At 68.1% G+C, this 19,216-nt stretch carries 19 protein-coding genes; 9 read left to right on the forward strand and 10 right to left on the reverse strand.

The window, feature by feature from the left end:
- Positions 1 to 27: 27 nt before the first annotated feature.
- The 4 genes from B5Y19_RS08330 to B5Y19_RS08340 all read right to left on the reverse strand — a co-directional run bounded on the left by B5Y19_RS08330 (position 28) and on the right by B5Y19_RS08340 (position 4,969).
- Positions 28 to 1,290, reverse strand: a complete 1,263-nt coding sequence (locus B5Y19_RS08330; RefSeq protein WP_055727110.1) for a GTP cyclohydrolase II — start codon at positions 1,288 to 1,290, stop codon at positions 28 to 30.
- Positions 1,291 to 1,389: 99 nt separating this feature from the next.
- Complete coding sequence (locus B5Y19_RS26055) at positions 1,390 to 1,551, reverse strand: Thivi_2564 family membrane protein (protein ID WP_176168593.1); 162 nt, start codon at positions 1,549 to 1,551, stop codon at positions 1,390 to 1,392.
- Positions 1,552 to 1,913: 362 nt separating this feature from the next.
- Positions 1,914 to 4,052 carry a glycine--tRNA ligase subunit beta gene (gene glyS / locus B5Y19_RS08335; protein WP_055727109.1) on the reverse strand — a complete coding sequence of 713 codons (2,139 nt, stop codon included), beginning with the start codon at positions 4,050 to 4,052 and terminating at the stop codon, positions 1,914 to 1,916.
- A complete protein-coding gene (locus tag B5Y19_RS08340) occupies positions 4,052 to 4,969 on the reverse strand; it encodes a glycine--tRNA ligase subunit alpha (protein ID WP_055727108.1) in 918 nt (305 codons plus the stop codon). Before B5Y19_RS08340 ends, glyS begins: the two co-directional genes overlap by 1 nt.
- Positions 4,970 to 5,221: 252 nt before the next feature.
- Between B5Y19_RS08340 and B5Y19_RS08345 the strand changes: the two genes are divergently transcribed.
- The 3 genes from B5Y19_RS08345 (at position 5,222) to B5Y19_RS08355 (ending at position 6,370) form a co-directional block, all read left to right on the forward strand.
- Positions 5,222 to 5,515, forward strand: a complete 294-nt coding sequence (locus B5Y19_RS08345) for a hypothetical protein (RefSeq protein WP_055727107.1) — start codon at positions 5,222 to 5,224, stop codon at positions 5,513 to 5,515.
- 144 nt (positions 5,516 to 5,659) lie between these two features.
- Entirely contained in the window at positions 5,660 to 5,932 is a 273-nt protein-coding gene (locus B5Y19_RS08350; protein ID WP_139384315.1) for a hypothetical protein, read from the forward strand.
- A gap of 147 nt (positions 5,933 to 6,079) precedes the next feature.
- Positions 6,080 to 6,370, forward strand: coding sequence for a hypothetical protein (locus tag B5Y19_RS08355; RefSeq protein ID WP_244555532.1), 291 nt, complete (start codon positions 6,080 to 6,082; stop codon positions 6,368 to 6,370).
- Here B5Y19_RS08355 and B5Y19_RS08360 read toward each other — a convergent pair.
- Together B5Y19_RS08360 and B5Y19_RS08365 are read right to left on the reverse strand one after the other, a co-directional pair.
- The gene (locus tag B5Y19_RS08360; RefSeq protein WP_055727104.1) at positions 6,361 to 7,143 is read right to left on the reverse strand and encodes a tRNA1(Val) (adenine(37)-N6)-methyltransferase; all 783 of its coding nucleotides are present in this window, start codon (positions 7,141 to 7,143) and stop codon (positions 6,361 to 6,363) included. The two genes, B5Y19_RS08355 and B5Y19_RS08360, sit on opposite strands and share 10 nt — an antisense overlap.
- Positions 7,136 to 7,360 carry a putative signal transducing protein gene (locus B5Y19_RS08365; protein ID WP_055727103.1) on the reverse strand — a complete coding sequence of 75 codons (225 nt, stop codon included), beginning with the start codon at positions 7,358 to 7,360 and terminating at the stop codon, positions 7,136 to 7,138. The genes B5Y19_RS08360 and B5Y19_RS08365 overlap by 8 nt, the downstream gene beginning before the upstream one ends.
- A 249-nt stretch (positions 7,361 to 7,609) precedes the next feature.
- Between B5Y19_RS08365 and B5Y19_RS08370 the strand changes: the two genes are divergently transcribed.
- Positions 7,610 to 8,626 (forward strand): polyprenyl synthetase family protein, encoded by a 1,017-nt coding sequence (locus tag B5Y19_RS08370; RefSeq protein ID WP_055727102.1) that lies wholly within the window; start codon positions 7,610 to 7,612, stop codon positions 8,624 to 8,626.
- A 62-nt stretch (positions 8,627 to 8,688) separates the two neighbouring features.
- Here B5Y19_RS08370 and B5Y19_RS08375 read toward each other — a convergent pair whose 3' ends face one another.
- From B5Y19_RS08375 to B5Y19_RS08385, 3 genes are all read right to left on the reverse strand, one after another.
- The gene (locus B5Y19_RS08375) at positions 8,689 to 9,564 is read right to left on the reverse strand and encodes a 4-(cytidine 5'-diphospho)-2-C-methyl-D-erythritol kinase (protein ID WP_055727101.1); all 876 of its coding nucleotides are present in this window, start codon (positions 9,562 to 9,564) and stop codon (positions 8,689 to 8,691) included.
- Between the two features lie 36 nt (positions 9,565 to 9,600).
- Positions 9,601 to 11,358 carry a tetratricopeptide repeat protein gene (locus tag B5Y19_RS08380; RefSeq protein ID WP_139384345.1) on the reverse strand — a complete coding sequence of 586 codons (1,758 nt, stop codon included), beginning with the start codon at positions 11,356 to 11,358 and terminating at the stop codon, positions 9,601 to 9,603.
- Between the two features lie 475 nt (positions 11,359 to 11,833).
- A complete protein-coding gene (locus B5Y19_RS08385; RefSeq protein WP_411914149.1) occupies positions 11,834 to 13,507 on the reverse strand; it encodes an electron transfer flavoprotein-ubiquinone oxidoreductase in 1,674 nt (557 codons plus the stop codon).
- Positions 13,508 to 13,686: 179 nt separating this feature from the next.
- Here B5Y19_RS08385 and B5Y19_RS08390 point away from each other — a divergent pair, with 179 nt between their 5' ends.
- The 4 genes from B5Y19_RS08390 to ypfJ all read left to right on the forward strand — a co-directional run bounded on the left by B5Y19_RS08390 (position 13,687) and on the right by ypfJ (position 18,056).
- Positions 13,687 to 14,508 carry a uracil-DNA glycosylase gene (locus tag B5Y19_RS08390; protein WP_079591331.1) on the forward strand — a complete coding sequence of 274 codons (822 nt, stop codon included), beginning with the start codon at positions 13,687 to 13,689 and terminating at the stop codon, positions 14,506 to 14,508.
- A 115-nt stretch (positions 14,509 to 14,623) separates the two neighbouring features.
- Entirely contained in the window at positions 14,624 to 16,054 is a 1,431-nt protein-coding gene (locus B5Y19_RS08395) for a cytochrome ubiquinol oxidase subunit I (RefSeq protein ID WP_055727059.1), read from the forward strand.
- A gap of 11 nt (positions 16,055 to 16,065) precedes the next feature.
- Positions 16,066 to 17,070 carry a cytochrome d ubiquinol oxidase subunit II gene (gene cydB, locus B5Y19_RS08400; RefSeq protein ID WP_079591332.1) on the forward strand — a complete coding sequence of 335 codons (1,005 nt, stop codon included), beginning with the start codon at positions 16,066 to 16,068 and terminating at the stop codon, positions 17,068 to 17,070.
- A 98-nt stretch (positions 17,071 to 17,168) separates the two neighbouring features.
- Positions 17,169 to 18,056 (forward strand): KPN_02809 family neutral zinc metallopeptidase, encoded by an 888-nt coding sequence (gene ypfJ, locus B5Y19_RS08405; protein WP_055727061.1) that lies wholly within the window; start codon positions 17,169 to 17,171, stop codon positions 18,054 to 18,056.
- A 23-nt stretch (positions 18,057 to 18,079) separates the two neighbouring features.
- Here the strand turns inward: ypfJ and B5Y19_RS08410 are convergent, their stop codons facing one another.
- On the reverse strand, positions 18,080 to 18,598 hold the full coding sequence (locus tag B5Y19_RS08410; protein WP_055727062.1) for a 2'-5' RNA ligase family protein: 519 nt from the start codon (positions 18,596 to 18,598) through the stop codon (positions 18,080 to 18,082).
- 169 nt (positions 18,599 to 18,767) lie between these two features.
- On the opposite strand from B5Y19_RS08410, the gene B5Y19_RS08415 reads away from it, so the two are divergent.
- Positions 18,768 to 19,109, forward strand: coding sequence for a hypothetical protein (locus B5Y19_RS08415; protein ID WP_055727063.1), 342 nt, complete (start codon positions 18,768 to 18,770; stop codon positions 19,107 to 19,109).
- Positions 19,110 to 19,216: the final 107 nt, after the last annotated feature.

A 19,216-nucleotide genomic window follows, 5' to 3' on the forward strand; every position in this document is an offset into this window, starting at 1 on the left:
CGTCAACTCGGCTGGGCGTGGGCGGAATCAGAACTTGTCGAGGTCGCGGCCGACCGTCCCCTTGAGCGCGTTGTCGCCGGGGGCTCCGTCCGGCGAGTAATAGCCGGCCGCCTTCTTGGCCTCGATCTCGACGGAAGCGTCCGGGGGGACGAGCTCGGGCGGGATGGCGACGCGCTCGCCAATAGCGATGCCGCTCTCGACCATGGCGTCGTACTTCATGTTCGACATCGACATCAGCCGGTCGATCCGCGTCACGCCGAGCCAGTGCAGCACATCGGGCATGAGCTGCTGGAAGCGGGCATCCTGCACACCGGCGACGCATTCGGTGCGCTCGAAATAGGTCGCGGCGGAATCGCCGCCCTCCTGGCGCTTGCGGGCGTTGTAGACGAGGAACTTGGTCACCTCGCCGAGCGCCCGCCCCTCCTTGCGGTTGTAGACGATCAGGCCGACGCCGCCGCTCTGCGCCTCCTTCACGCATTCCTCGATGCCGTGGATCAGGTAGGGCCGGCAGGTGCAGATGTCCGAGCCGAAGACGTCCGAGCCGTTGCACTCGTCATGGACGCGGCAGGCGATGCGCTTCCTGGGATCGGCGAGCGCGGAGACCTCGCCCATGACATAGGCCGTGATCGAGCCGATCGGCGGCAGGAAGACCTTGAGGTCCGGCCGCGTCACCAGCTCGGGATACATGCCGCCGGTCTGCTCGAAGAGCGTGCGGCGCAGCTCGTTCTCGGTCGTGCCGAAGCGCTCGGCGATGCCCGGCAGATACCAGACCGGGTCGACCGCGATCTTGGTGACGGAGATGTCGCCGGACGGATGCAGGATGTGGCCGTCCGCGGCGAGGCGATGCGCACCCATGGCGGCGAGGATCTCCGGCAGGTTGAGCCGCGCCTTGGTGATCGCGATCGAGGGGCGAATGTCGACGCCCTCGCCGATCAGCTTGCCGAAATCCTGCGCCACCGTATGCCCGAAGGGATCGAGCGAAACGATCTTCTTCGGATCGGCCCATTGCGGTTGCGGCGTGATCTCGGCCGTCGGATGGGTGTTGGTCAGATCCGGGCGCTGCGAGGGGTTCATCGCGCGCGCCGAGATCGCGAGCGCGCGATACACCGAATAGGAGCCGCCATGGGCGCCTATGACGTTGCGGTCGGCCGGGTTGGTGGTCGAGGCGATGATCGGGCCGCGCTCGGCCGCCGTCGGAGCGCCCCATCGGATCGGGAAGCGGGCGGCGGCGCTGCCCGGTTCGGGATGGGAGGTCAGACGGATGTGGCCCGTGCGGTTCGGCGCGTTCATGGTCTCGCCCTGAAACAGGAAAGGGCCCCGAGACGGGAGCGTCCGGGGCCCTCTGGACCTCAAGAAGTGTGTACCAGCGCGTGGACGCCGTCAATCGCCTTAAAAAACAGCAAGATAGCGCAGCAGCGAGATGATGCCGATCACGATCACGATGATCTGGACGACGTTCTTGATCTGCCCGTCGAGCGGCAGCATCCGCACGAGGTAGAGGACGAGGCCGATAACGAGAACGGTGATCAGCAGCGAAATCAGAATGCCCATGCTTTCAGCCCTTTGTCTCGGCCGGTAGCCGGCCCCCCGGAAGCCCCACCGCGACGCATTCGCGGCATGTCAGCCCCGCCGACAAAACGTCGCAGGGTGGGAAGAGGTTCCGTTTCGGACTTTCCCGACGAAGGGGCGGTGGCGATCGGCACGGGAAGCAGCGGCGTGATGGTCGGGCCTGTCCCGACCATCCACGCCTTCGCTGGCCGAAGGTCGTGCTCAAGACGTGGGTGCTCGCCACAGGGGCGAGCATGACCAAGAAGCGTCATTCTCGGGCGGAGCGAAGCGCAGACCCGAGAATCTCAGGACCAGAAGGAACTGGCTTCCGAGATGCTCGGGTCAAGCCCGAGCATGACGGCGGATCAGCCCGCGATGCGGTCGAAATCCGCGACCGCGCGGGTCGCCTGACGGAGCTGGTTGAGCAGCTTCAGGCGGTTGGCGCGCTGGGCCGGATCGGGATCGTTGACCGTGACCTTGTCGAAGAAGGCATCGACGGCGGGGCGCAGCTCCGCGAGAGCGGCCATGGCACCCTCGTAGTCCTCGGCGGCGACGGCGGCCTCGGCCTTCGGCGTGGCCTGCGCCAGCGCGACGGCGAGCGCCTTCTCCTCGATCAGGCCCGCTTCCGCGATGAGATGCAGATCCGGCGCGCCGGCGAAGGCGCCCTCCCCATCCTTCTTCTCCTCGGCCTTGAGGATATTGGCGGCGCGTTTGTAGCCCGCGAGCAGGTTCTTGCCGTCCTCGGTGTCGAGGAAGCGGCCGAGCGCGGCGACACGGCGAGTGATGAGGAGAAGGTCGTCGTTGGCAGAGCTGCCCTCGCCCAGCACGGCATCGACCAGATCATGCCGCGCGCCCTGGTCGCGAAGCATGACCTTCAGGCGGTCGTGGAAGAAGGAGAGGAGGTCCGCGTCCTTGACCGTCTGTGTCAGCGGGAACCGCACTCCATTCTCCACCACCAGCCGGATCACGCCCAGCGCCGCACGGCGCAGCGCATAGGGGTCCTTGCTCCCGGTCGGCTTCTCGTCGATGGCCCAGAAGCCGACGAGCGTGTCGAGCTTGTCGGCCAGCGCCACGGCGACCGAGACTGGATCGTTCGGCACGCGGTCCGACGGGCCGAGCGGCTTGTAGTGCTCCTCGACCGCAGCCGCGACCGAAGCATCCTCGCCCTGCAATTCCGCGTATTTCCGGCCCATCAGGCCCTGCAGTTCCGGGAACTCTCCGACCATCTCGGTCGGCAGGTCGGCCTTGGCGAGTTTTGCCGCGCGCTCGGCCTTCGCCGGATCGGCTCCGACGATCGGGGCCAGTTCCTTCGCCAGCGCGGCGATACGCTGGACGCGCTCGCCTTGCGTGCCGAGCTTGGCGTGGAAGACGACGCCGAGCTTGTCGAGCTTGGCCATGCGCTGGTCGAGCGGTTTGGCGAGATCGAGCCCGAGCTTCTCGGCGCTGTCCTTGAAGGTATCGAGATCCGGCAGCGAGCCGCGATCGGTCTGCCAGAAATAGGCGGCATCCGAGAGGCGCGCCCGGACGACGCGGCCGTTGCCGGCGGTGATCGCCGCGCCGCCGTCGCTGGCCATCAGGTTCGAGACCAGGATGAAGCGGCTGGCGATGTTTCCGGCCGCGGGGTCGCGCAGCACGAAGCATTTCTGGTTCGCGCGGATGGTGGCGCGGATGGCCTCGCCGGGGATGTCGAGGAAGCGCTCCTCGAAGGAGCCCATCAGCACCACCGGCCATTCGACGAGGCCGGCGACCTCCTCCAGCAGCCCCTCGTCCTCGACGAGGTCGAGGCCCTGCGCGAAGGCGAGGTTGCGGGCGTCAGCGAGGATGATCTCCTTGCGCCGGTCGGCATCGAGCACGACCTTCGCCTTCTCGAGCGAGGCGACATAGTCCTCCAGGCGCCGCACCGTGATCGGACCGGGCGCATGGAAGCGGTGGCCATAGGTGACGTTGCCCGAGACGATGCCGTCGACATCGAAATGCACCACCTCCGGGTCCTCGGTCTCGGCGCCGAAGGTGCAGAGGATCGAGTGCAGGGGGCGGACCCAGCGCAGGCTGGCGCCAGCGGCCGAGGCCTTGCCCCAGCGCATCGACTTCGGCCAGGGGAAGGTGCGGATCACCGCCGGCACGATCTCGGCAATGGCCTGGATCGTCTCCTGCCCCGGCTTCTCGATGACGGCGACGTAGCTATCGCCCTTCTTCGGGTCGCTGACGATGGTCGCCTGGTCGAGCGAAGCCAGGCCCGCCGCCTTGAGGAAGCCCTGGACGGCGGCATCGGGGGCGCCGACGCGCGGACCCTTGCGCTCCTCGCGCACGTCGCGGCCGCGCACGGGCAGGCCGGCGACATGCAGCGCGAGGCGGCGCGGCGTGGCGAAGGCCCTGGCGCCCTCATAGACGAGGCCGCGCTCGACCAGCGCATCGGTGACGAGCTTCTTGAGGTCCTCGGCGGCCTTGCGCTGCATGCGCGCGGGAATTTCTTCCGAGAAGAGTTCGAGCAGAAGATCGGGCATCACGCAGCTCCCCCGCCGACGGTCTTCAGCCAGGCTGCGCCGCAGGCCTTGGCGAGCTCGCGCACGCGCAGGATGTAGCTCTGCCGCTCGGTGACCGAGATCACGCCGCGGGCATCGAGCAGGTTGAAGATGTGGCTGGCCTTGATGCACTGGTCATAGGCCGGCAGGGCGAGTTCGTGACGCGGCTGGTTGGCGCCGGCGGCCGGCTCGCCGGCGGCGAGCAGGGCCTTGCATTCGGCCTCCGCATCCGAGAAGTGCCGGAACAGCATCTCGGTGTTGGCATGCTCGAAATTGTGCCGCGAATATTCCTGCTCGGCCTGCAGGAAGACGTCGCCATAGGAGATCCGGCCCTCGCCATCGAGGCCGTTAAAGTTGAGATCGTAGACGTTCTCGACGCCCTGAACATACATCGCCAGACGCTCGAGGCCGTAGGTCAACTCACCCGCGACCGGGGCGCATTCGACGCCTGCGACCTGCTGGAAATAGGTGAACTGGCTCACCTCCATGCCGTCGCACCAGCATTCCCAGCCGAGGCCCCAGGCGCCCAGCGTCGGGCTTTCCCAATCGTCCTCGACGAAGCGCACGTCATGCAGGCCGAGATCGACGCCGATGGCCCTGAGCGAGTCGAGATAGAGCTGCTGCAGGTCCGGCGGCGACGGCTTCAGGATGACCTGGAACTGGTAGTAATGCTGCAGGCGGTTGGGGTTCTCGCCATAACGTCCGTCCTTGGGGCGGCGCGAGGGCTGGACATAGGCTGCGCGCCAGGGCTTCGGCCCGAGCGCCCGCAGCGTCGTCGCCGGGTGGAAGGTGCCGGCGCCGACCTCCATGTCGTAGGGCTGCAGCACCACGCAACCTCGCTCGGCCCAGAAGCGCTGCAGCGTCAGCAGCAGCCCCTGGAAGGAGCGGGTCGGATCCATCGCCGGAGACGAAGCCGGGATAGTCGAAAGCGAATGTGGTGCGGGGGCGGACAAGTGCCGGCAACCTTTCCGATAACAGAGGAATGTCGGGGTGATTAGGGTTCGGGCCCGCCATGGTCAAGCGCCAGGCGAAGCCCCGGCCAGACAGGTTTCGTTCATGAACAGTCGGTTATCGACGGCCGCAACCGTCAGGCTTGCGATGTTCGGGGCGAGCATTCGATGCGAGCCGACGGCCGGATAAAGGAGTAACCCATGCTGACGACCCGCATCATTGCTGCCGCCTTCGGCGCTGCAACCTTGCTCGGTGCCGCTATCAGCAGCGCCCCCGCCTCGGCCACGCCGGCCTCCGCCGGCCTGCAGCCGATTTCGACTTCCGCCGGCGAGGCCGGCCTCGTCCAGCAGGTCTGGCACAGGGGCCGCCCGCATTATCGCGGCCATTACCACCGCCCCCGTCATTGGCATCGCCAGCGCTGCTGGACCGAGCACCGGCGGTTCTGGAACGGCCGGCACTGGGTGATGCGCCCGGTGCGCGTCTGCCGCCGCTGAGGCAGGCCGATCCGAACCGACGAGATGAAGACAAGCTGAACGGTGTGGTTTCGCGCCGTTCAGGTGAGAAGGCCTAGATTTCCCAGCAGGGACGACTTGCGATCCACCGGCCCGCACCGATGGCGCCAGATTATGGAGACGAAGATGATCCGGACCACGCTCCTTGCAGCCACGGTGGCAGGCGCCCTTGGCGGCGTCGCCCTGATGGTGATGCCCGCTGCCGCCGCTCCGATTGCGGCGCCGGCCGGCCAAACCGCGCAGGCCGGGCACGGACTGATCGAGCAGGCGCAGTATTACCGCGGCCCGCGCCGCTACTACGGCCCGCGCCCCTATTACCGCCCGCGCTGCTTCTGGTCGGAGCGCCGGGTCTGGAACGGCTGGCGCTGGGTGATCCGCCCGGTGCGCGTCTGCCGCTGACGCGGCCGTATTGCGGCCATGATCGGGCCGCCAATGAAAACCAGCTGGACGGCGAATCCGCGCCGTTCGGCCCCAAGTTCCAAGGACGGCGTTCCGCAGGCAGAGGCCGCTGGCGCCATCTCACGGAGGATCCGAATGTTCCGGACGATGCTTCTTACCGTCGCGACGGCAGGCACGCTGGGCGTGGCCGCCCTGAGCGCCTCCCCGGCCACCGCCGCTCCCATCGCACCCGTGCCGCTGGCCAGCGCCGCCGACGGCTTGGTCACGCAGGCCCAGTATTATGGTCCGCGCCGCTATTACGGCCCGCGGCGCTATTACGGCCCACCGCGCTATTACGGCCCGCGCTACTATGGTCCGCGCCGCTACTACGGCCCGCGGTTCTATGGTCCGCCGCCCCCGCCGCCGCTCTTCGCTCCGCCGCCGCGCTACTACTGGTAAGCCGCGAGGCGCGCCCGGCCGCGATGCACGGCGTCGCTCTCCGGGGTGAGACGGCCATCGGGCCCATTGATCACGAAAGCCGGCAGCAACCCTGCCGGCTTTCTGCTGTTCAGGACCGCGGTGACGATGACGCGGATCGCGGGCCTGTCGGCGAGGCCATGGACCGGCCGGACCGTCACCGCGCCGAAGCCGGTGCCGAGCCCGGCGAGCAGGTCCGGCAGCGCCTCGGCCCGGTGGATCACCGCGAGCAGCCCGCCCGGTTTCAGCATGCGACGCGCGGCCCGCAGCCAGGCGGCGAGATCGCCCTCCGCGACATGGGCCGCCCTGCGATTGGGCGTCGGTGACGCGCGAGTCCCGCCCGCAGGGTAGAAGGGCGGGTTCATCGCCACCGCATCACAGGAGGCCGCCTCCAGCCCCGCCGCCGCCAACTCGGAGGCGGGCGCCGTGATATCGGCCGAGACGACCATGATGCGGCCGGCCAGGCCGTTCAGCTCCGCATTCCGGCGCGCCAGGGCGGCCAGCTCCGGATCGCGTTCGATCAGGGTGGCGCGCAGCCCCGGTCGCAGGCAGGCAGCGGCGAGCCCGACCGTGCCCACGCCCGCGCCGATATCCAGCAGCGCCCCGCCATCGAGTTCGGGCAAGGAGGCGGCGAGCAGGATCGCGTCGGTGCCGGCGCGATGGCCCTTGCGGGGCTGGCGCAGGATCAGGCGCCCGTCGAGCAGCCGGTCCTCGACGATCTCACCGAGGCCGGGGGCGGATTCCGCCTCATTCATCGCCAAGCTCGGCGCCGTAGCCGGCCTCGACCAGCAGCGCCCGGGCCCGGCGCTTGTCCGCCTCGCGCACCAGCAGGCGACGCGGAAAGGCGCCGATCATGCCCTCCAGCGCGCTGATGTGCTGGTCCGCGATCAGGCAGTCGAGCCCGGCGGATTCGAGCAGGGCCTCGACGGCGCCGAGCAGGACGAGGTCGTTGGTGCGCATGAGTTCGTGCATCGCGCCATGGAGCCTAAGCTGGCCGGTTTGCGCAAGGTGCGGCGTCGCGCCGGTTTGCAGGGGCTGGCGTCCCATGTCACGGTTGTGGCATGGCTCGGGCGCGCCGCCCCGGCGCCAGAGCCGGATCCGATGAGGTCGAGCCGACCTGGTCGGCGTATCCGTCTCTCATCGCAAGGTTGGGCCCATTCCGATCGGCTTACGGCGCAAGCCGACCGGAGCGGGCTCAGGAACTGACCCGGAGATCGTTCAGTGGGTATCGTCGTATCCCTCGAGGAACGGGAATCGAATCAGGCGAGCATCGAGCCGCTGGTCGGCCTGACGCGCGCCGACATGGAACGCGTCAACGCGATGATTTTGTCGCGGACCGGCTCCGACGTGACGATGATCCCCGAGGTCGCCAACCACCTGATCTCCTCGGGTGGCAAGCGCCTGCGGCCGATGCTGACGCTCGCCATGGCCAATCTCTGCGGCTACCAGGGCGAGGGTCACGTCAAGCTCGCGGCCTCGGTCGAGTTCATGCACACCGCCACCCTGCTGCATGACGACGTCGTCGACGAGAGCGACATGCGCCGCGGCAAGCTCGCGGCCCGCATGCTCTGGGGCAACGAGGCGAGCGTTCTGGTCGGCGACTTCCTGCTCGGCCAGGCCTTCAAGATGATGGTCGAGGTCGGCTCGCTGCGTGCGCTCGACATCCTCTCCACCGCCGCGGCGGTGATCGCGGAAGGCGAGGTCTTCCAGCTTTCGGTCGCCAAGAACACCGAGACGACCGAGGACGAGTATCTCGCGGTGATCCGCGGCAAGACGGCCGAACTCTTCGCCGCCGCCTGCGAGGTCGGGCCGGTGATCGCCGGTTCTTCCAAGGCCGACGCAGCCGCCTGCCGCAGCTATGGCCTCAATCTCGGCATCGCCTTCCAGCTCATCGACGACGCGCTCGACTATGGCGGCGTCGCGGCCAAGCTCGGCAAGAACACCGGCGACGATTTCCGCGAGGGCAAGATCACCTTGCCCGTCGTGCTCTCCTTCCGGCGCGGCGGCGAAGCGGAGCGCGCCTTCTGGAAGCGCACGCTGCAGGACGGCGAGATCCGCGACGGCGATCTCGAGGAGGCGCAGGCGATCATGCGCCGCCATCGCGCGCTCGACGACACCATCGCCCGCGCCGAGCATTATGCGAACATGGCCAAGGACGCGCTCGGCCTCTTCCCCGCCTCGCCGATGAAGCAGGCGCTCAACGCGGCCGTCGATTTCTGCGTCGCGCGGGCGCACTGAGGCGAGCGAATCCTTCTCCCCCAAGGGGAGAAGGAAAAGTCGCGATTCACTCGCAATGACGATCAGCGAAAAACGGTCGGCTTGATCCACCAGCCCGGCCGCTCGCGCTGCAGCGCCTTTGCGGCTACGGCGCTGGCGCCGCAATCGTCGAACAGCGCGAAGCAGGTCGCGCCGGAACCGGACATACGGGCGAGCCGGCATCCCGGCAGGCCGGAGAGACGCTCCAGCACCGCGTCGATCGCGGGAGCGACGCTGCGGGCCGGCGCTGCGAGATCATTCCCCGATGCGGCAAGCTTGCCGAGCAGTTCCGGCGCGGAGGTCGGAACCGTGCTGGACATGGTGCCGGCCGAGGCCAATCGCTGCCCGGGCGCAAGGCCGAGCGCGCGGAATACCGCCGCAGTTTCCACCGCCACGCCCGGATTGACCAGCACGGCGAAGAGCGGGGGCAGGCGCAGCTGCGGCCCGAGCCGTTCGCCGATCCCCGCCATCAGCCTTGTCCGCGAATCGAGGCAGACCGGGACATCGGCACCGACCCGCGCGGCGATGACGTGCAACAGCGGATCGGTCAGCGCGATGCCGTTCAGGCGGGCGAGCAGGCGCAGCGCCGCGGCCGCATCGGCCGAGCCGCCGCCGATCCCCGACGCCACCGGCAGCCGCTTGACGAGATGGAAGCGCCCGAGCCGCAGGCCGGGGCGCGCGGCCGCCAGCGCGCCGGCAGCGCGCAGGACGAGGTTGCCGTCATCCACGGCCAGCCCTTCGGCGCGCGGGCCCGCGATCGAGAGGGAGAGCGGCGCTCCGGGATCCAGCGTCAGCAGGTCGCCGACGCCGGCGAAGGCGACGAGGCTTTCAAGCTCGTGATAGCCGTCGGCGCGCCGGCCCAGGACCCGCAGGTCGAGATTGACCTTGGCGCGCGCGCGCGTCGTCAGCGGTAGAGCCACGGCCGAACCCGCTCATCCCCGGCGAGGCAGCTCGCCTCAGCCGCCGTCCTTCTTGGCGTCGTCGACGGCGTTGGCGGAGGGGTCCTCCAGCCCGCGCTCGATCTTGCGCAGGATCTTGGGCAGGTCCTCGGGCTCGGGCTTGAGATCGCGGGCGTGGTTCCACTGGAACTTCGCCTCGAGCTGCCGGCCGGTGCGCCAGTAGACGTCACCGAGATGATCGTTGATCACCGGGTCCGAGGGGCGCAGCTCCATGGCGCGCTCGATCTCGCGCGAGGCGTCCTCGTAGCGGCCGAGGCGGTAATAGGCCCAGCCGAGCGAATCGATGATGTAGCCGTCACGCGGCCTGAGCTCGACGGCCCGGCGCAGCATGTCGAGCCCTTCGTCGAGCTTGAGGTGCTTGTCGACCAGCGAATAGCCGAGATAGTTCAGCACCAGCGCGCGCTCGCGCCCGAGCGGATCGGGCAAGAGCTCCAGCGCCTTGCGCAGATCGGCCTCGGCCTCCGGCCAGCGGTTGGTGCGCTCGCGCGCGATGCCGCGGAAATAGAACAGGTCCCAGTTGGCGCGGCCCGGCGAGGCGAGCTTCGCGATCGCCTTGTCATAGGAGGCGGCGGCTTCCGCGAACTGCTTGCGCGAGCGGTAGATGTTGCCGAGCGCGGAGAGCGCGTCGACATCGTCCGGCCGCTCGGCGATGACCTTCTCCAGATGCTTCACCGCCTCCTCGGGCTTGCCGAGGTTCTCCAGCGCGAGCCCGGCCTGGATTTCGGCATTCGGGCGCAGCGGCGAGGAGACCGGCATCTTCTCGTAGACGGCGACCGCGTCCTCGGGCTGGCGGGCGCGCTCGAGGATGTCGCCGAGCGTCAGGATGGCGAGGTCGTGGCCGGGATCGAGATAGATCGCCATCCGCAGATAGAGCAGCGCGGCGGCCTCGTCGCCCTGGCGGTTGCCGGCGCTGGCGAGGCCGTAGAGCACCTCGGCTGCCCCCTGCTGCGCCGTCGAGATCTGGCGCGGCGGCGCCTCCTTCTTCGCCACCAGCGCCATGCCGTCGCGGATGACGGGGTGATTCGGCAGGAGGCGGTCGAAGGCGGCATAGGTTTCGGCTGCGCCGTTGAAATCGCCGCTGCGGGCCTGGAAACGCGCCCAGAGATCGACGAGCCGGAGAGTGGTCTTCTCGGCGTCATAAGCCGATTTCAGGCGTTTCTCGGCATCGGCCTTGCGGCCGGCGGCATCGAGGATCAGCCCGGCATGATAGTCGCGGAAGAGATTATAGGACGGCTCGCCCTTGAGGCGTTCCAGCGTCTCGATCGCACGGCGGGAGTTGCCCGAGCCGAGATAGGACCAGGCCGAGAGCAGCGTCGCGGTGATGTCGGCCGCGCGACCGCGTCCGCCGCGCTGGAGATGGTTGCGCGCCGTCTGGTAGCTCTTCTGCTTGATCGAGCGGATACCGATCACGAGCTGCGCCAGGCCGTTGCTCGGATCCTGCTGGATCAGCTTGTCGGCGGCGCGGAAGGCGTCGGACATCGAGCCATCGGCCAGGAAGGCGACGAAGGCCCGCTCCAGCAGGTCGTTGTTCTGCGGATCCTCGCGCACGGCCTCGCGCAGATAGACGGACGCCGCGCCGAGATCGCGCGAAGCGCCGGCGACGATGGCGGCGAGATAGTTGCCCTCGAGGCTGTCCCCCGGCTCCAGCGAATCGGCCGAGCGTGGCGCGGTGGCACCCTGGGCCGCAGCGGCCACCGGCAGAACCATCAACAGCGACAAGGCAGCAGCCGTACCGGAGGCACGCACCTTCTTCATAAATGTCACGACTGCCATTCTCCCTCGGTCCACCGCCTCACCGCTCCGGGGCGCACTCTTCCAGCGGACCGTGATCGCTCGCGTAGGCCGTCAAGATGGCGGTTTCCGGGCGAGCCGGCAAGCCGGGCTCCATGCGAATCGGCGAGGTTCGTAGCGGCGGCGCAACAGCAACCGAAATATGCCTGCCGTTGCTAACCACGTCAGAAAACAGCAGTCATCGTTCAACGATTCGGCCCTATATTCAGGCCGCTCGCAGTTCACGCAGCGCCTCATACTGGGAACATTCAAATGAAAAAGATTGTTCTGAGCTTTGCCGCCGTCGCCCTTCTTGCCGGCTTCGCAGCCGGCTGCGCCAAGGACGAGCCCAAGCCGACCGCTCCGGTCGTCCGCAAGGGCTGATCATCCTTCCGCAGAAGACAAAGGGCGCGCCGGCGGCGCGCCCTTTTCCTTTGCCCGAATGTGGCAGCGGCACCGATCACATATTCGCGTAGCCTGGCCCGCCGCCGCCTTCCGGCACCGTCCAGGTGATGTTCTGGGCCGGGTCCTTGATGTCGCAGGTCTTGCAGTGGACGCAGTTCTGCGCGTTGATCACGAAGCGCGGATTGGTCTTCGCCTCGGCGTCGTCATAGACCACCTCGTAGACGCCCGCCGGGCAGTAGAGCCGGGCCGGCTCGCCATAAACAGGCAGGTTCTTCGCGATCGGGATCGAGGGATCGGTCAGCTTCAGATGCGCCGGCTGGTCTTCCTCATGATTGGTCGAGGACAGGAAGACCGAGGACAGCTTGTCGAACGAGATCTTGCCGTCCGGCTTGGGATAGGTGATCGGCGTGACCTCGGCGAGCGGCTTCAGCGTCGCGTAATCCGGCTTGCCGTGCTTGAGCGTGCCGAAGGGCGACCAGCCGAAGAGCTGGTTCAGCCACATGTCGATGCCGCCGAGCCCGATGCCGACGAGCGTGCCGAACTTCGACCAGAGCGGCTTGACGTTGCGGACTCGCTTCAGGTCCTTGCCGATGGCGCTGTCGCGCCATTCGTTCTCGATCTCGACGACCTCGTCGTGGCTGCGGCCCGCCTGCAGCGCCGGCACGAGCTTCTCCGCCGCCAGCATGCCCGAGAGCACCGCGTTGTGGCTGCCCTTGATCCGCGGCACGTTGACGAAGCCGGCGGCGCAGCCGATCAGCGCGCCACCCGGGAAGGTCAGCTTCGGCACCGACTGGAAACCGCCCTCGGTGATGGCGCGCGAGCCATAGGAGATGCGCTTGCCGCCTTCGAAGGTGTCACGGATCAACGGGTGGGTCTTGAAGCGCTGGAACTCGTCGAAGGGCGAGAGCGTCGGGTTCTCGTAGTTGAGATGGACGACGAAGCCGACCGCGACGAGGTTGTCGTCGAAATGGTAGAGGAAGGAGCCCCCGCCGGTGCGGTTGTCGAGCGGCCAGCCGAAGGAGTGCTGGACGCGGCCCTTGTGGAACTTCTCCGGCTTGACCTGCCAGAGCTCCTTCAGGCCGATGCCGTATTTCTGCGGTTCGCGACCGGCGTCGAGGCCGTATTTCTTGATCGCGATCTTGGAGAGCGAGCCGCGCGCGCCCTCGCCCAGCAGCGTGTAGCGGCCGCGCAGCTCCATGCCGCGGGTGAAGCGGTCGGAGACCGTGCCGTCCTTGGCGATGCCCATGTCGCCGGTGGCGATGCCGGCAACCGAGCCGTCCTCATTGTAGAGCAGCTCGGCAGCGGCGAAGCCCGGATAGATCTCGACGCCCAGCGCCTCGGCCCGCCCCGCCAGGAACTTCGCCACCAGCCCGAGCGAGCCGACGAAGTTGCCGTGGTTGTTCATCAGCGACGGCATGCCGAAATTCGGCAAGCGGATGCCGTTCGGCTGGGTCAGGAAATAGAAGACGTCTTCCTTGACCTCGGTGGTCAGGGGACGCTCGGGATCTTGGCGCCAGTCCGGCACCAGCCGATCGAGGCCGATCGGGTCGATCACGGCGCCGGAAAGGATGTGGGCGCCGACCTCGGCCCCCTTCTCGACCACGACGACGGAGATGTTCTCGTCGAGCTGCTTCAGCCGGATCGCCGCGGCCAGACCTGCAGGGCCCGCACCGACGATGACGACGTCATAGTCCATGCTCTCGCGCGGTTCGCTCTGCGCTTCCTTCAGATCCATCCTGCCCTCCGCCAGCAGCCCGCGCCGCAGTAATTAGTTTATATATGAACCATCTTACCGCCTCATTCAACGCGTGGCGGCTGCTCAGTCTGGAACCCCTCTATCCAAGCGCTCGTTCCATTTTGCAACTGCGTTGGCTCGCGGAGCGGCCTTGCAGCGTATAGGATGCGCCCATGAGCCTGTCCGATGCAGCCGGCCCCGACGCGCCTGACCCCTACGAGCTCCTGAGCTGGTACGCCGAGATGGGCGTCACGGAAGCGCTCGACGAAACGCCGCGCAACCATTTCGCCGAGCCGGCGCCCGCCGGCGCCGGTCGGCCGCAGCTGCGGTCGCTGCCCGGCCGCCCGGCCGCGCCGGCCCGGCCGATCGCGGCGGCCGCGACTGCGCCCGACGACGCGACCGTCAGCGCCAAGGCCCTCGCCCGCGAGGCGCGCACGCTCGACGAATTGAAGGAAGCGCTGGCCAAGTTCGAGGGCTGCGCGCTGAAAGCCACCGCCAAGAACCTCGTCTTCGCCGACGGCAATCCCGAGGGCCGGGTGATGATGGTCGGCGAAGCGCCGGGCGCCGACGAGGACCGGCTCGGCCTGCCCTTCGTCGGGCGCTCCGGGCAGTTGCTCGACCGCATGCTGGCCGCGATCGGGCTCAACCGCCAGAACGACGTCTACATCGCCAACCTGCTGCCCTGGCGCCCGCCGGGCAACCGCACGCCGACGCCGCAGGAGGTGGCGATCTGCCTGCCCTTCATCCAGCGCCAGATCGAACTTGCCGACCCCGACATCCTGGTCTGCGTCGGCGCGCCTTCGGCGCAGGGCCTGCTCGGCTTCAAGGGGATCATGGCCTCGCGCGGCAAATGGGTGGAGTACGACACCGGCGCGCGGCGCATCCGCGCGATCGCGACGCTGCACCCGGCCTATCTGCTGCGCCGGCCGCTCGACAAGCGCCTGTCCTGGCGCGACCTGCGCGCGCTCAGGGCGGCGCTCGACGGGAAGAATTGACGCAGCGACGTTGCGCGCAGGCGCCGAGCAGGGCAAGCTCACATTAGATCACATCCAGAAGCGCCCCAGCGGGCGGAACCCAGCGCCGTCTTGGCGTGGCCGGAGGAGTTCTGCGATGGTCATCGATGCCTTTCTGCTCTCACGCCTCCAGTTCGCCTTCACTGTCTCCTTCCACATCGTCTTCCCGGCCTTCACGATCGGGCTCTCGGCCTATATCGCGACGCTGCTCGGCCTCTGGCTGAAGACAGGAGACCAGAAGTTCCACCTGCTCGCCCGGTTCTGGACCAAGATCTTCGCGGTGTCCTTCGCGATGGGCGTGGTCTCCGGCATCGTGCTGTCCTATCAGTTCGGCACGAACTGGAGCCGGTTCTCGACGGCCGTCGGCAACATCGTCGGCCCGCTGATCGGCTACGAGGTGCTCTCGGCCTTCTTCCTCGAGGCCTCCTTCCTCGGCGTGATGCTGTTCGGCTGGAAGCGGGTGCCGCCCTGGCTGCACTTCACCTCGGCGGTGATCGTCGCCGGCGGCACGGCGCTCTCGGGCTTCTGGATCCTCTCCGCCAACAGCTGGATGCAGTACCCGGTCGGGCATGAGGTGCGCGACGGCGTCGCCTATCCGGTCGACTGGATGAAGATCGTCTTCAGCCCGACCTTCCCGCTGCGCTTCGCCCATATGATGACCGCGGCCTATCTGACGACCGCCTTCGTCGTGCTGGCGACCGGCGCGCGCCATCTGCTCGCCGGGCACCGCACCGAATCGGCCAAGACGATGGTGCGCATGGCGATCCTGATGATCGCGCTGACCGCGCCGCTCCAGGCCGTGATCGGCGACTTCCACGGCCGCGACACCGCGACCTACCAGCCGGCCAAGCTCGCCGCGATCGAGGCGCATTGGGATTCCTCGAAGCCGGGCGCCCTCGTGCTCTTCGGCTGGCCCGACGAGAAGGCCGAGCTCAACCGCTTCGAGATCTCGATCCCCGGCGTCGCCAGCCTGCTGACCCATGGCAGCATGGACGCGCTGTTCCCGAGCCTGAAGGATTTCGCGCCGCAGGACCGCCCGCCCGTCCTGATCCCCTTCTTCGCCTTCCGGGCGATGGTCGGGATCGGCGTGCTGATGATCCTGTTCGGCTGGGTCGGCGCCTGGCTCTGGCGCAAGGGCACGGTGTTCGAATCGCGGCGCTGGCTCTGGATCGCACAGTATTCCTGGCCGGCGGGCTTCCTCGCCATCCTGGCGGGCTGGTTCGTCACCGAGGTCGGCCGCCAGCCCTGGCTGGCGACAGGCATCATCCGCTCCGCCGACGCAGTCTCGCCGGTGACGACGACACAGGTCGCGATCTCGCTCGCCCTGTTCGTCTGCGTCTATTCGGTCGTGTTCACCGCCGGAATCCTGCTGATCAACAGGCTGATCGACAAGGGACCGGACGAGATATCCGGCGAGGACCCGCCCGAACAGCCGTCGAAGCGCACGCTCAAGGCGGCGCAGGGCGAAGCCGCCGCGATCTTCGGCGACGGCCACCCCGGCGACGACAAGATCCAGCCGGCGATCTGAGGAGACAGGCCATGGAATGGTATCTCCCCGTGATCTGGGCCGGGCTGATCGGCACCGCCGTGATGCTCTATGTCGTGCTCGACGGCTTCGACCTCGGCATCGCCATCCTGTTTCCGACAACGAAGGAGGAAGGCGAGCGCGATCAAATGATGAACTCGGTCGCGCCCTTCTGGGACGGCAACGAGACCTGGCTGGTGCTGGGCGGAGGCGGCCTCTGGGTCGCCTTCCCGCAGGCCTACGCCATCATCATGCCGGCCTTCTACATCCCGATCATCCTGATGCTGCTGGCGCTGATCTTCCGCGGCGTCGCCTTCGAGTTCCGCTGGGTGGCCAAGCCGCATCACCGGCGCTGGGACCTCGCCTTCTGGCTGGGGTCGACGGTGGCCGCCTTCGCGCAGGGCCTCGTGCTCGGTGGGCTGATCCAGGGCATCAAGGTCGAGAACGGCCAGTTCGCGGGCGGCCCCTTCGACTGGCTGACGCCGTTCACGGTGATGTGCGGCGCCGGCGTCGTCGTCGGCTACGCCCTGCTCGGCGCGACCTGGCTTGTCTTCAAGACCGAGGGCCCCGTCGCCGAACGGGCGCGGCGCCAGGCGAAGACGCTGCTGATCGGCCTGCTGGCCTTCGCCGCCCTGGTCTCGCTATGGACCCCCTATGCGCATCCGCGCATCGCCGAGCGCTGGTTCACCCCGGCCAATCTCGCCTGGCTCTGGCCCTTCCCGGTGCTGACGGCGCTGTGCGGCTACCTGGCCTGGCGGCGGCTCCACGGCGCGCATGAGTTCACGCCCTTCGCGCTGACCATCGCGATCTTCCTGCTCTGCTTCCTGGGGCTGTCGATCTCGAATTTCCCCTATCTCGTGCCGCCGGACGTGACGATCTGGGATGCGGCCGCAGCGCCCTCCTCTCACATCTTCGTCTTGATCGGGGTCTCGTTCCTGCTGCCGATGATCCTGTTCTACACGGCCTTCGTGTACTGGACCTTCCGCGGCAAGGTCAGGGCCGACAGCGGCTACCACTGAGCGCGGTCAGCCGGCGTTCAGCCGGGTGGGTGCAAAGACGACTTGAGTTCCCCGCCGCTCTTGGCGAGATTGCGGGGAGTTTCGTCGAGGAACCGTCCATGCAGTGGGAAGACTATCGCCAGTCCGAGAACCTCGAGGACCGGCGCGGCAGCGGTGGTGGCGGCGGCTTCGCCGGCATGCCGGGCGGGCGCGGCGGCATCGGCATCGGCACGATGGTCGTGCTCGGCCTGCTCGGTTGGGCGCTCGGCATCGATCCCCGCCTGCTGATCGGCGGGGCGGAGATGATCGGCGGCATCGGCGGGCGCCAGCAGACGCAGGAGACGCGCCGCTCCTCCGGCCCGCCGCAGGACGAGATGGGCCGCTTCGTCTCCGCCGTCCTGGCGCAGAATGAGGACGTCTGGTCGAAGGTGCTGCCGCAGCAGGCCAACATGCGCTACCAGGCGCCGCGGCTGGTGCTGTTCTCCGGCATCGATCGCTCGGGCTGCGGCACGGCCCAGTCGGCGATGGGGCCGTTCTATTGCCCGGTCGACAAGCGGGTCTATCTCGACACCTCCTTCTTCCAGGAGATGCAGCGCAAGCTCGGTGGCGGCGGCGACTTCGCCTATGCCTATGTGATCGGCCACGAGGTCGGCCACCACATCCAGAACCTGCTCGGCATCCTGCCCAAGGCCAACCAGATCCGCGAACGCTCCTCCGAACGCGATGCGAACGCGATCTCGGTCCGAATCGAGCTGCAGGCGGACTGCTTCGCCGGTGTCTGGGCGCATAACATCCAGGCGATGGGCCGGCTCGACCAGGGCGACATCGAGGAGGCGATCCGCACCGCCTCCGCCATCGGCGACGACAAGCTGCAGCGCGCCTCGCAGGGCGTTGTCGTGCCCGATTCCTTCACCCATGGCTCCTCGGCGCAGCGGACGAAGTGGTTCAATATCGGCTTCCAGTCGGGCTCGATGCAGAGCTGCGACACGTTCCGGAACCAGGTGTAGGCGCACCAGCCGCGGGATGGGGCTCAGCCGCCGAGCCGCAGCGTGCTCAGGACGCGAATCGGCGGCCAGGCGACGCATTCGGCGACATCGAAGACCAGGCTGAACGGTTCAAAGCGCTGCGCGACGAGTGCAAGCGCCCGCTCACGCTCAGTCCGGGGGATGGCCATGGCAAGCGTCAGGTGCGGCCGCCATTGCTCCGGGCGATAATGCGGATCGCACAGCGCCGGGTCGACCACCCTATGAATCTTCGCGTGCAGATCGACGAGGCGCCGGTCGCGCTGCGGCGACAGCCACAGAACGATCGGATCGACGTCGAAAATGCCGACGCGATCGAAGGTCAGCGAGAACGGCGCCTCCGTCTCGAGCAGCCCCGCGGCATCACGCAATAGATCGGGAGAGGTGCCCGTATAGCGCACCAGCGTGACATGCGGTGGATAGCCCAGGGCACGGATCGAGGACGAGGCTTCGAGCCCGGCCGCCCTGTCGACCAGGAGCCAGAACGGGCGCGCTTCCGACGCGGTGTGGAGGGTGATGCCGATCATCGCCGGAAGCTGTGAACCGCTTTCCCGGCCATCGCAATCTCGACGGAGGCCTGCAGCCGGGAAACGCCCCGTGCAGCGGGAAGCCCTTCCCGCCGGCCGAACCGCGCCGTTCATCCTGCGTTACTCATGGACCTGCTCAAGTGGGCGAGACTTGAAGAAGGAGAATCCCATGCGTCGGCTTGTGATCGCTGCGGCCCTCGTGGCCAGCGCGGCAACCGCGACCGTTCTGCACACCCCCACGGCGCTGGCCAGCGAGGCGCTTGCGCCAGCCGTCGCGCAGCAGCTCGACGGACTGCCCGCCGCCTTCACCGCCAGTGCGGCGAAGCGCGAGCGGATGATGATCATCCAGCAGAATCTGGAGCGGCAGCGCTATGGGCGCGGCGGCTATGGCTACGACCGTGGCTATGGGTATGGCTATGGGCGCGGATATGGCTACGGCCCCCGCTATGGCGGACCGCCGCCCTGGGCGCCGGCCCATGGCTACCGCCGCCACTACTACGACCGCTGGTGATCCGCAGAGCCCCACCGGAAAAGCTCGGTGGGGCTGATCTCGATGCCTGGATTTTGGGGCGGAGGGCTGCATTCAGCCCTCCGCTTCGTCTTCGTGACGCGTCCAGC

It is taken from the genome of Allobosea thiooxidans (assembly GCF_900168195.1).
GTDB classification, from domain to species: Bacteria; Pseudomonadota; Alphaproteobacteria; order Rhizobiales; family Beijerinckiaceae; genus Allobosea; species Allobosea thiooxidans.